The organism is Marseilla massiliensis, from assembly GCF_023336985.1.
Classification (GTDB): domain Bacteria; phylum Bacteroidota; class Bacteroidia; order Bacteroidales; family Bacteroidaceae; genus Prevotella; species Prevotella intestinigallinarum.
The window spans coordinates 168,984-181,613 of record NZ_JAMBLP010000005.1 but is presented as its reverse complement, the minus strand read 5'-3'; the positions used below and the strand labels follow the sequence as shown (position 1 = coordinate 181,613).

Genomic DNA, 12,630 nt, shown 5'->3' with positions numbered 1-12,630 from the left:
ATGGCGTTTCATAAATAAAGATTACCTTTGCATCCGATTTTAAAATAATTCACATAAAGTCTAACTTTATTAATTTACCACTTTTATATTAACATGTCAGATTTAACAAAAAACGTCAAGCCATTAGACAACTTCGATTGGGAGGAGTTTGAAAATGGCGCACATGTCAACGTCAGCAAAGAAGAACTTGACAAGGCTTACGATGAAACACTTAACAAAGTAAGCGAGCACCAAGTTGTTGAGGGAACCGTTATCTCTATCGACAAGAAAGAGGTTATAGTCAACATCGGCTATAAGAGCGACGGCATTATCCCCGCAAGTGAATTCCGCTACAACCCTGATCTCAAGGTAGGCGACAAGGTTGAAGTGTATGTAGAGAACCAGGAGGACAAGAAAGGCCAGCTGATTCTTTCACACAAGAAGGCCCGCCTGAGCAAGAGCTGGGAGCGTGTCAACGCTGCACTCGACAATCAAGAAGTCATTCAGGGTTACATCAAGTGCCGCACTAAGGGTGGCATGATTGTTGACGTGTTCGGTATCGAGGCATTCTTGCCTGGAAGCCAGATTGACGTTCACCCCATACGCGACTACGATCAGTTCGTTGGCAAGACCATGGAATTCAAGGTTGTGAAAATCAACCAGGAGTTCCGCAACGTCGTAGTTTCCCACAAGGCCCTCATCGAAGCAGAGCTTGAGGCCCAGAAGAAGGAGATTATCTCTAAGCTGGAGAAGGGTCAGATCCTCGAGGGAACTGTCAAGAACATCACCACCTACGGCGTATTCGTCGACCTTGGTGGCGTAGACGGACTCATCCACATCACAGACCTGTCTTGGGGCCGCGTTGACGATCCCCACAAGGTGGTTGAGCTCGACCAGAAGATCAACGTCGTTATCCTTGACTTCGACGACGAGAAGAAGCGCATAGCACTCGGTCTGAAGCAGCTCACTCCACACCCATGGGATGCTCTCGACCCGAACCTGAAGGTGGGCGACCACGTGAAAGGCAAGGTTGTTGTCATCGCCGACTACGGTGCATTCGTTGAGATACAGCCCGGTGTCGAGGGTCTTATCCACGTATCCGAGATGTCTTGGAGCCAGCACCTGCGCTCTGCCCAGGAGTTCCTGAAGGTAGGCGACGAGGTAGAGGCAGTCATCCTGACCCTCGACCGCGACGAGCGCAAGATGAGCCTTGGCATCAAGCAGCTCAAGGAAGACCCATGGGAGACCATCGAGGTTAAGTATCCTATCGGCAGCAAGCACACTGCAAAGGTGCGCAACTTCACAAACTTCGGCGTATTTGTTGAGCTTGAGGAAGGTGTTGACGGCCTGATTCACATCAGCGACCTGTCTTGGACAAAGAAGGTTAAGCATCCGTCAGAGTTCACCCAGGTTGGTGCAGACATCGACGTCGTAGTTCTTGAGATAGACAAAGAGAACCGTCGCCTGAGCCTCGGCCACAAGCAGCTGGAAGACAACCCATGGGATGTGTTTGAAACGATATACACTGTGGGTAGCATACACCAGGGCAAGATCATCGAGACACTCGAGAAGGGTGACGTGATATCTCTCGAGAAGGGTGTTGAAGGCTTCGCAACTCCGAAGCACCTGGTAAAGGAAGACGGCACACAGGCTGCACTCGGCGAGGAACTTCCGTTCAAGGTTATCGAGTTCAATAAGGACAGCAAGCGCATAATCTTGTCTCACAGCCGCACATTCGAGGATGCACAGCGTGAGGAGAAGAAGGCTGCAAAGAAGGCCCGCGTAAAGAAAGACAAAGAGGATTCGATAAAGATAGACAACCAGCCCGCTGCTACCACACTCGGCGATATCGATGTGCTGGCACAGCTGAAAGAGAAGATGGAGAAGGGTGAATAATTTCCTTTACCACACCTAATCGACATCATATAACAAAGACAACGGGTGGAGCATGCATTGCTCCGCCCGTTGTACGTTTAAGCCAAACCTCCGACCCACCGGTTCCAAACGTTCGACCGGGCAACACAGACGCAAATGCCGGCTACAGCCCTAAACCGGGAAATGATGCCCCTCACCTATGGATATGCCGCCTGCACGGCTCTGGCAAACAGAAGCTTGAACAAATAAGGACATCCCAACCACAACCGACTTCATGTAAAAGCAAAATAAGGGAAAAGAATCACGAAGACAAAGTAGCGACCACCCACCCCATCCTGCCCAATGCAGCCATACCGGTTCAGCACGACATGGCAATCTGCCGCCGACAGACAGCTTTGAAACAAGACAATGCACAGCCCTGAATGATAAGCCCCATACCACATCGCTGAAAGACAACTATGGTTCTGCATTGCCAAACATGCCATATCACACGGCAAAACGGCCCATATTGCGACGCGAAACGAGCCATATCGTAAACCACCTGGCACACAGGGCCTTACAGACTCAGGCAATGCCACAGCGAAAAGCCAGGCCTACGGGCCGGCCCATGCACCTGATGACAGCCACCACAATCAAGCCACAGCATTAAGGCAACGCCGCCGGACGCCCTTTACAAACGTTAACAAACAAAATCAGCCCTAAAGCATGAAAGTATGAGAATAATTTCATATCTTTGCACAAAGAAAAGGAGAATCCAACAGGTCGTATCGGTTAGATTGGGATACTCATCAAATTAAATTGAAAACCGAGATGACTTCTCTTGCCAATGGCGGGCCACATACCCATCAGGGTAGCAGAAATGCCGGTGGATTACAAAAGCGGAGAGCTCTCAAATCTTATGTTATAGGAGTTTTCATCACATCATCGGTACGACCATTTTTATTGCATCCATAACCACAATCAATTATATGTTTTCCGGAATCATAGAAGAATTTGCGACAATAGTGGCAATCGAGAAGGATCGCGAGAATATAGACTTCTCCCTGAAATGCTCCTTCACGGATGAGTTGAAGATTGACCAAAGCGTGGCTCACAATGGCGTATGCCTTACAGTAGTCAAGATAGACGGCGACATTTATACCGTCACGGCAATGAAAGAGACGCTTGAGCGCAGCAACCTCGGGCTGCTCAAAGTCGGCGACAAGGTAAATGTTGAGCGCTCAATGCTCATGAACGGACGCCTTGACGGCCACATCGTGCAAGGCCACGTCGACGAGACCGCCGTATGCACCGCAATGGAAGACGCCGACGGCAGCACCTACTTCACGTTCGAGTATCCCGAGAACGATGAGATGGCCCGCAAAGGTTATTTTACTGTCGACAAAGGCAGCGTAACAGTAAACGGTGTATCGCTGACTGTGTGCAACCCTGGCGCAAACACATTCCAGGTTGCCATAATACCCTATACGCTTGAGCACACCAATTTCTGCGACATAAAGCCAGGGTCTGTTGTAAACATTGAGTTCGACATACTGGGCAAATACATTGCCCGGCTGCATCAATTCTAATAAGTGTTAAGCACCCGAATCTTATCGAAGATTCGGGTGCTTATTTCTACTAACCGCCTACAAACATATATCTTTTTTTCACCTCCGAGATATAATTCATACTTTTGCACCGCAAAATAACATGGAAAAAGGATATGAAAAAAGGAATCTTGTTTGTCATGGCAGTTGTCATGGCCGCCGATTACTCTATGGCCGGGCCACCCAAAAAGTGGACATTGCAAGAGTGCATCGACTACGCCATTGCCAACAACATCTCGCTACAGCAATCGGAGCTGTCGAAGCGCTCTGCTGAAGAAGATGTTAAACAAGCCAAGTCGGAACTAATGCCGACGCTGAGCTTCTCTACAAACCATGCCGTCGGCTACAGACCATGGGTTAACTCTGGCGTAAGCACTGTCACAAACGGTACCGTCGCCACAAGTGTCAACAAAACATACTACAACGGCAGCTACGGCATCAACGCCAACTGGACGGTATGGAACGGAAACAAAAACCGCAACAACCTGAAGCTGAACAAGCTTGCTGCACAACAATCGGAACTGAGCCTGGCTGAAACTGCCAACAGTATCCAAGAACAAATCGCACAACTGTATGTACAGATACTTTATCTGAATGAGGCCGTCGAAGCCAACAGGATGAGCTATGAAGCCAGCCTGAAAAACGAGAGCAAAGGCCGGGAAATGGTAAAACTGGGGAAAATGTCGAAAGCCGACCTCGCTCAGCTGACATCACAAACTGCTCAAGACAATTATAACATAGTGGAAGCTAAAAGCAACATTGCAAAGTACAAACTACAGTTAAAGCAACTGCTAGAACTAACAGACAGCGAAGAGTTTGACATCTACATACCTGCCGCTTCAGATGCCGATGCACTTGAAGAGATACCGTCGCTCACTTCTGTCTACGAGGCAGCCCTGTCAACTCGCCCGGAAATTAAAAACAGCCAGCTGGCGATACAAAGCAGCGAACTGAACATTGCCGTGGCAAAGGCCGACAGGCTTCCGAGCATCAGCCTGTCTGGCAGTGTTGGCACAAGCAGCACATCAATGAACTCAAACAAATGGGGCAAGCAGATACAGACAAACTTTGATGCCTCGGTAGGAGCAACGCTCAGCGTTCCCATCCTCGACAACCGAAGCGCCAAGACGGCTGTTAACAAAGCCAAGCTGCAACGGGAGCAAAGCCTGCTCGACCTGAAGGACAAGCAGAAGCAACTCTACAGCACCATCGAGGGCTTTTGGGTCGACGCATATACCAACCAGCAGAAGTTCAAGGCAGCCAAGGCCAGTGTAGAGAGCGAACAGGCCAGCTACGAACTCCTCAGCGAGCAGTTTAACCTCGGGCTAAAGAACATTGTCGAACTGATGACCGGCAAGGCAAACCTGATGAACGCCACGCAGGACATGCTCGAAAGCAAGTATATGACTATACTTGACCGCCAACTACTTAAATTCTACAAAGGTGAACCATTAAGCATATAAGGAACAGATATATGAAGAAAATTAGCAAAATATGGATATGGGCAGGCGTTATCATCCTGTTGGCAATAGTGATCTGGCTCTTGTCCGGCAATAAAAAAGAGCGTCAGATAACTTTCGCAACGGCCAAGGTTGAGCCGGCTAACATACAAAACAGAGTGACCGCCACCGGTACCATCGAACCGGTGACTTCGGTAACGGTCGGAACGCAGGTTTCGGGAATAATAAGCAAGATATTCGTAGACTACAACACGGTGGTCAAGAAGGGCCAGGTGATTGCCGAATTGGACAAGACCAACCTAATCAGTTCGCTCAACACGGCCAAAGCCAACCTGTCGAGCGCACAAAGCCAGCTCACTTACGAAACATCAAACTACAACAGATACAAGGCTTTATATGACAAAGGACTGGTCAGCGCCGATGAATATGAAAACGCACGGCTCAGCTTCGTACAGGCCAAAGAGAGCGTGGCGACGGCAAAAGAGACAGTGAAGAAGGCCGAAACAGACTTGGGCTACGCCACAATCACGTCGCCGATAGACGGGATTGTGCTCTCAAAGGAAGTTGAAGAGGGCCAGACGGTGGCCGCAAGCTACAGCACCCCCGAGCTGTTCACCATCGCCCAAGACCTCACCGACATGAGGGTTGTGGCTGATGTAGACGAAGCCGACATTGGCGACGTGAAAGAAGGAGCGCGCGCAACGTTTACCGTCGACGCCTACCCTAACGACACTTTCAACGGCAAAGTTACGCAAGTGAGACAGGAAGCCACCACGACGAACAACGTTGTCACCTACGAAGTTGTGATAAGCGCGCCCAATGCCGACCTTAAGCTGAAACCCGGGCTAACGGCAAATGTCACTATATACACAGCCGAAAAACAGGGGGTGCTGAGCGTTCCGAGCAAAGCGCTGCGCTTCAACCCAACCAAAGAGACTGTCGGAAAATACACCCTGGCCGACTGCAGCGGCAAAAACAAGGTGTGGACTCTGGAAGGCAACACCCTGAAAGCCCACTCGGTGCAGACAGGAATGTCTGACGGCACCCACACGGAAATAATCAGCGGCATAGCCAACGGTGTGGATGTGATAACGGAAATCAACGAGACCGCCGACGAAACCCCGGCTGAGCCACAGCAGGAACAGTCGCCGTTTGCCCCCGGACCACGTAAGGACGACAAGAAGAAGTAACCATGGTTGACGATAATAAGAAGGTCGTAATAGAATTGCAGGACGTAAAGCGCGAGTTCCTTGTTGGTGATGAGACCGTCCATGCACTGCGTGGCGTATCGTTTAAGATATACGAAGGCGAGTTTGTCACAATAATGGGCAAATCAGGTTCGGGCAAGTCGACACTGCTCAACCAGCTCGGATGCCTCGACACACCGACAAAGGGAGAATACTATCTCGACGGCGTGTCTGTCCGCAAGATGTCAAAGCCACAGCGCGCAGTGCTCCGCAACCGCAAGATAGGGTTCATTTTCCAGAACTACAACCTGCTTCCGAAGACCACGAGCGTTGAGAACGTTGAACTGCCACTGATGTACAACACCGGCATCAGCGCCAAAGAGCGCCGCGAGAGAGCCATCGCCGCCCTGCAGGCAGTAGGTCTTGGTGACAGGCTTTACCACCGTTCCAACCAGATGTCGGGCGGACAGATGCAGCGTGTGGCCATAGCAAGGGCACTGGTAAACAACCCTGCCGTGATACTGGCGGACGAAGCTACCGGCAACCTCGACACCAGGACATCGTTCGAAATACTGGTTTTGTTCCAAAAACTGCATGCACAGGGGCGGACAATAATATTTGTCACCCACAACCCCGACATTGCCAACTACTCAAGCCGCAACATAATGTTACGCGACGGGCATGTAATCAGCGACGAGTACAACAAAAACATAATGTCGGCAGCCGAAGGACTATCGGCCCTGCCGGCCAACACAGACGAATGAACAATGAACTACACCAACCTTTTCAAGATAGCCTTGCGAGCTATAGCAGCAAACAAGACACGCTCATTCCTGACGGCATTGGGCATAATCATCGGCATTGCGTCGGTGATAACCATGCTTGCTGTCGGCCAGGGCACGAAGCAAAGCATACAGGCAAACATCGCAGAGATGGGCTCAAACATGATAATGATAAGCCCGGGTGCCGACATGCGGGGTGGCGTAAGGCAGGAAGCGTCGTCAATGGAAACGCTCAAGATGTCCGACTATGAGGCCATCAAGGACGAATGCCAGTACATAAAGGCCATCAGCCCGATGGTGTCAAGCAGCGGACAGTTTATCTATGGCAACGAAAACACGCCCTCGACCATATATGGTATCAACCAAGACTACCTTGAGATACGCCAGATTGACGTGGCCGACGGCGAGATTTTCACCGATGCCGAAATCAAGACAAGTGCCAAAGTATGCATATTGGGGCAAACGGTTGTCGACAACCTGTTCCCCGACGGCAGCGACCCCATAGGCAAAGTGGTGCGTTTCAACTCCATCCCGTTCCGGGTTATAGGAGTGCTCAAGAAGAAAGGATACAACTCAATGGGCATGGACCAAGACGACCTTGTGCTTGCCCCGTACACGTCGGTAATGAAACGAATACTTGCGCAGACCTATCTCAACGGAATACAGTGCTCAGCCGTGACAGAGGGAGTCACCGACAAGGCCACCGAGGAGATAAGCAACATCCTGAGGCGCACGCATAAGCTCAAAGACGCAACCGAGACAACAGAAGCCGACGAGGACGACTTCACCATACGGTCACAGGAAGAACTGGCATCGATGATGAACTCAACGACCGACATGCTTACCATTCTCCTGGGCTGTGTGGCAGGCATCTCGCTGGTTGTGGGAGGCATAGGCATAATGAACATCATGTATGTCAGCGTAACGGAACGCACAAGGGAGATTGGCCTGCGCATGAGTGTGGGAGCAAGGGGCATCGACATACTGAACCAGTTTCTTATCGAGGCCGTCTTGCTAAGCGTCAGCGGAGGGCTAATAGGCGTGGCACTGGGCATCGGAGCGTCGTTCTCGATAAAGGCGTTTGCCCATTGGCCCATCGCCATCCAGCTGTGGACAATCATCATGAGTTTCGCTGTGTGCACGTTTACCGGCGTGTTCTTCGGCTGGTATCCGGCGAAGAAAGCCGCACAGCTAGACCCAATAGAGGCTCTTAGGTATGAATAACAAACACAAAATATGCATTCACGCAGCGGTATGGACAGTAATGTTCATATCGCCGCTGATGTTCATGAACCACGGTGCCGGCACATCGTGGCATCAGTTTTTGTTTATGAGCGCCGTGCCAATGTCGCTGATGATAGTCTTCTACGTCAATTACCTCTGGCTGACGCCCAAATATTTTGCCACCGAAAACAAGCAAATATACTGGCTTGCCAACATAGCAATGATACTGTCCATGGGGATTGCGCTTCACTTATGGATGGGCCAGACCCATGCCATGTTCGACAACAGGCCGCCACAACGACCACCAAGCCCCATAATGTATGTGTTTTTCTTGCTCAGGGATATGTTCAACCTTGCCATATCTGCTGCCATTGCCACCACGATACAGCTGGCCATGCGATGGCAGGAGTCGGAAAATGCGCGGCGGGAAGCTGAGTCGGCAAGGGTCAACGCCGAGCTTAAGAACCTGCGGTCGCAAGTGAATCCGCACTTCCTTCTGAACACACTAAACAACATATACGCCCTTACCGAACTGGCACCAGACAAAGCCAAGGAAGCCATACTGGAGCTGAGCAAGCTGCTAAGGCACATACTCTACGACAACCAGCAGAGGTATGTCGACTTGAAAAGCGAGGTGCAGTTTCTCATGAACTACACCAATCTAATGAAAATAAGGCTTTCTTCGAATGTCGACCTTCAGTTTACAGCCGACATACCCGACCCCTGCAACATCATGATAGCCCCGTTGATATTCATATCTTTGATAGAAAATGCATTCAAGCACGGGGTAAGCACAACGGAGAAAAGCTACATCAGAATACAAATCAAGGCCACCGACCATTACATAACATGCGACATAGTAAACTCAAACTTCCCCAAGGGAGACAAGGACAGAAGCGGTCACGGCATAGGATTAAGCCTGGTAGCGCGCAGGCTCGACCTTATCTACCCCAACATGTATGAATGGAAGAAAGGCGTAGACCCCACAGGAAAAGAATATTCATCTAAAATTACTATATATGATACTAAAATGTGCAATAATTGACGACGAGCCTTTGGCTGTTGAACTGCTATCCTCTTATGTAAACAAGACCCCGTTCTTAAAGCTCACGGGCGCATACAACAGCGCGAGCACGGCAATAAGGGACTTGAGGGAGAATCCCGTCGACCTCATTTTCCTCGACATCCAGATGCCGGAACTAAGCGGCATTGAGTTTGCCAAGATTCTGCCGCAAGAGACGCGCATCATCTTCGTGACGGCATTCAGCCAATATGCCGTCGAGGGCTACAAGGTAAATGCCATGGACTATCTCATGAAGCCTGTTAGCTACGACACGTTCCTTTCGGCAGCAAAGAAAGCGTTCGACTGGTTTGCCACCAAGACAAGGCAAGAGGCATATAAGCAAGACCGCTTCATATTTGTAAAAAGCGACTACAAGCTCATTCGCGTCAACCTCGATGACATAATGTACATAGAGGGCCTTAAGGACTATGTGCGCATATACCTGAAGGATGGCAACAAACTGATGTCGCTCATGAACATGAAGAATCTGGAGGACAACCTGCCCAAACCCGAATTCATGCGCACCCACAGATCGTACATTGTGCACATGAACATGGTGCAAGCCGTAGACAGGTTCCGACTCGTGTTCGGTGATGCTTACATTCCAATATCCGACAGTTACAAGGACGAGGTTCAATCATATCTTGACCGGCACACCATGATGTGACGCTAACGCCGGGCTTGTACTTGGCGAAGAAACTTATCTGCTAAGCCGAATCAAGGATGCAAGGTGGTGCTTTGAGGCATCGCCCAAGGTTGTATGTTACTACAAAACGGGTGACTGACCGACTCCAACACGCCTATTGCACTTCAACTACAGACCGCAATTAGCCTCATAACACACTCAATTACCATTGCCGTGCAGATTATTTGCCGCTTTGGCCAAAGGCATATCAGGCTACGCCGAGGCGAAACGGCAAACAATCTTCGCGGTGGGGATTGAAGCGTGCGGGGTAAATTAATACTTATCTAAACAAGCATTCAGCAGGCAAACGACTGTTCTTGTGTTATGCGAATCAATAGAATGTGACATGGGCCTACCGTGCAGGAGCTGTTGACAGTGCGGCATTAGTGGCTCGGAAGACACCATATATACGCTGCCGTCTACATAAGAGTCCAACCATTTCAAGCAATCAAAATAATAGGATAAATTCAAGTTATAGACACTTTTGTCCATTACGTTGTCTACGGTATGCCTCGTCATCTTGCCAACTTCGTCTATATCTGTATAGGTTGACATCACACTCGTAATTCGCTTGGCACTCGCAGATATTGAAAATGCTTTATGTGTAAACCCAAGTTCTGCCATGTATGACTTCATTGGCTGTAAATTGGGGTTGCCGGTTTGAATGGTATGTGCATCTACATAAGTAGTAAAGGGATTAAGGTCTACATAGTTAGGGCGGTTTATTCTGCTTGTCACGCTTAGGGAAAGTGTGTTGTCGTCATTGCATCTGTACTTTATATATAAGGTGGGAAACAAGTCAAACTGATGCTTTACGCTCTGTTGGCTCATCTTGAATGACTTTCCGTCCAACACACCGTATTCACAACGAATGCCAACCTTTGCCTCCGTTTTATCGTTCAGCTTACATGCTTGTGACTGAAATTTGGTCGGAAGACGGTTGCAGGTTATTGTACGACAGCATGGCTCCTAACGACGAATGCCCAGACAGCGCATAGTCAATGCCGGCGGTGACTATTACATAGTCATTAGACTTCAACTTACGGATGTCTGACAACCATGTCTCGGCAGGACAAACAACCCGGCTTGACTTGTCTGTCTGCACCGTACCAAGCCCCGCCCCCACACTTACATACGATTCAAACTTGCCGTGCTTGCATTGAAAATTAAAACTGGCCTCGTCATATACACGCTCTTTTATGGAAATGCAATTGGCAAGCGAACCTCCCCAATAGTCGCTTTTCATCTTTTTTGTAACGAAGTTTATTACACCTGCGTCACCCTCGGCTGAATATTTTGACGGTGGAGCCGTCATCACCTCTATCGCCTTCAGGTTGTCAGAGTTGAGCGAACCGAAATACATTATCGGTGTCTTCATATCCATCTTCAGCTCCCGCCCATCCATCAGGAATACAAGTTTGCCTTTGTTCAACATGCTTATGGCATCTTCATGAACTATTACGCCCGGAGCATGCTTAAGTATATCAAGAAAGTTTCTTGCCGTGGGACTAAGCCTTTCCGCATCAAGTGTCAAGCGGTCTATTTCCCTTCTTACTATCGGTTAACCTGACGTAACAACCACACCGGCCAGCAATGTGGTGTCGGCCTCCAACCGAATATTGACAAACACTTGCTGTCTTGCCTTGTCAATCATCCATTTGCAGGGCTTGTAACCTAAGCATGAAACCAATAAAGATGTAGGCAAAGTAGTTGTAGCAACAGAAAAACATCCGGCAGAATCACTTGTACATACGGCGATGACATTATTACCACTGTCGAGTACTGCTATCGTAGCCATGTCTATTCCAGTGTCCTGCCCATCGGTTACCTTTCCGAAGACAGAATCCACCTGTGCCGCAGCTCCCCGGGCAGCAAGGCAGCACATCAACACCACTACAATCCTAATCATCAAAACCATTGTATTCTTTTACCATCGACTTCACAAAAAAATCAATAAACAGATAGTCACTGAGTTTCGTATCCATACTTCCTAAAGAGCAGATGCCTTTTGTCCAATTCCCGTTGTTTTCCAATATCTTTTGACTACACGGCCCCATACATACTGGCAGCATCTTGCATTTAAGACATTCATCATGCTCAAATGTGGCCACAGATAATCTTTTGGAAATTAAGTCTATGTCTATTTCCAATGTTCCATCATCATTCAATTCGCCGTACTTGGTACTCTCAGAGAGGGTTCTCCCATTACATTTATGCTATGTTACAATAACCATCAACAGCTCATCAGCAGTCCGGGGATGTGATTTTTTGGATATTCCGGGCTTAAATGTGCTTTCGGCATGTTTGTCGGCATATTGCCGGCCGCTTTGTCTCGGCGCAGTCAGCAACGCATCCGACAACGGCGGCAGCCAATCTGCACATCTACACAACCGAATTAACATTGAGACCAACGGACTACATGAGCAAAAGACTATCACCCAACATAGCATGTGACATCAATGCTCAAGCCTGCAGCTGCAATAATTCGATGATGCACGGATAATGCCGACGGTGGCCATGCAATATTGCAGCCACATCGCGAATGCTGCTTATTTACAGACAAAGATACTAAAAACTGTCTATAAATCATGACATTTCGCCGCAATAATTTTGGTATGCTTGCCCTACAGGGCTTAAAAACAGGCCGTATGGCTTTGCAAAACAGGCTGTTTTGTGTGACGATACGGGCTGTTTTGCAAAGTCAAACGGCCACGGCCGCAACACCCTGGGGCACAAGAAGATACGACCGATGGCCACTATAATGAAAAGACATGATACAATTGTTACAA

At 49.0% G+C, this 12,630-nt stretch carries 11 protein-coding genes and 1 pseudogene; 8 read left to right on the top strand and 4 right to left on the bottom strand.

All coding sequences use genetic code 11. From position 1 onward, the window contains the following. The first annotated feature begins 93 nt into the window (after positions 1–93). From rpsA to M3089_RS05785, 8 genes are all read left to right on the top strand, one after another. On the top strand, positions 94–1,875 hold the full coding sequence (gene rpsA / locus M3089_RS05820; RefSeq protein WP_205107773.1) for a 30S ribosomal protein S1: 1,782 nt from the start codon (positions 94–96) through the stop codon (positions 1,873–1,875). A gap of 947 nt (positions 1,876–2,822) precedes the next feature. Continuing rightward, positions 2,823–3,422: a riboflavin synthase gene (locus M3089_RS05815; RefSeq protein WP_249082396.1), complete on the top strand. Its 600-nt coding sequence runs from the start codon at positions 2,823–2,825 to the stop codon at positions 3,420–3,422. 134 nt (positions 3,423–3,556) lie between these two features. Beyond that, on the top strand, positions 3,557–4,903 hold the full coding sequence (locus M3089_RS05810) for a TolC family protein (RefSeq protein ID WP_249082394.1): 1,347 nt from the start codon (positions 3,557–3,559) through the stop codon (positions 4,901–4,903). An 11-nt stretch (positions 4,904–4,914) separates the two neighbouring features. Beyond that, positions 4,915–6,090, top strand: coding sequence for an efflux RND transporter periplasmic adaptor subunit (locus M3089_RS05805; protein WP_249082393.1), 1,176 nt, complete (start codon positions 4,915–4,917; stop codon positions 6,088–6,090). Between the two features lie 2 nt (positions 6,091–6,092). After that, the gene (locus M3089_RS05800; protein WP_249082391.1) at positions 6,093–6,851 is read left to right on the top strand and encodes an ABC transporter ATP-binding protein; all 759 of its coding nucleotides are present in this window, start codon (positions 6,093–6,095) and stop codon (positions 6,849–6,851) included. Between the two features lie 3 nt (positions 6,852–6,854). Further along, positions 6,855–8,093: an ABC transporter permease gene (locus tag M3089_RS05795; protein ID WP_249082390.1), complete on the top strand. Its 1,239-nt coding sequence runs from the start codon at positions 6,855–6,857 to the stop codon at positions 8,091–8,093. After that, on the top strand, positions 8,086–9,138 hold the full coding sequence (locus M3089_RS05790; RefSeq protein WP_249082387.1) for a sensor histidine kinase: 1,053 nt from the start codon (positions 8,086–8,088) through the stop codon (positions 9,136–9,138). Before M3089_RS05795 ends, M3089_RS05790 begins: the two co-directional genes overlap by 8 nt. Continuing rightward, positions 9,113–9,823 (top strand): LytR/AlgR family response regulator transcription factor, encoded by a 711-nt coding sequence (locus tag M3089_RS05785; protein WP_205107759.1) that lies wholly within the window; start codon positions 9,113–9,115, stop codon positions 9,821–9,823. Before M3089_RS05790 ends, M3089_RS05785 begins: the two co-directional genes overlap by 26 nt. Positions 9,824–10,114: 291 nt before the next feature. Here the strand turns inward: M3089_RS05785 and M3089_RS15910 are convergent, their stop codons facing one another. The 4 genes and pseudogenes from M3089_RS15910 to M3089_RS15905 all read right to left on the bottom strand — a co-directional run. Beyond that, the gene (locus M3089_RS15910; protein WP_394802253.1) at positions 10,115–10,744 is read right to left on the bottom strand and encodes a TonB-dependent receptor domain-containing protein; all 630 of its coding nucleotides are present in this window, start codon (positions 10,742–10,744) and stop codon (positions 10,115–10,117) included. Between the two features lies 1 nt (position 10,745). Beyond that, positions 10,746–11,276: a TonB-dependent receptor gene (locus M3089_RS05780; RefSeq protein ID WP_249082385.1), complete on the bottom strand. Its 531-nt coding sequence runs from the start codon at positions 11,274–11,276 to the stop codon at positions 10,746–10,748. Positions 11,277–11,402: 126 nt separating this feature from the next. Further along, positions 11,403–11,750, bottom strand: a complete 348-nt coding sequence (locus M3089_RS05775) for a carboxypeptidase-like regulatory domain-containing protein (protein ID WP_249082383.1) — start codon at positions 11,748–11,750, stop codon at positions 11,403–11,405. Beyond that, positions 11,743–12,042 (bottom strand): annotated as a pseudogene (locus M3089_RS15905) (SPASM domain-containing protein); the annotation flags it as partial. The gene M3089_RS05775 and the pseudogene M3089_RS15905, both read right to left, overlap by 8 nt. Positions 12,043–12,630 lie beyond the last annotated feature (588 nt).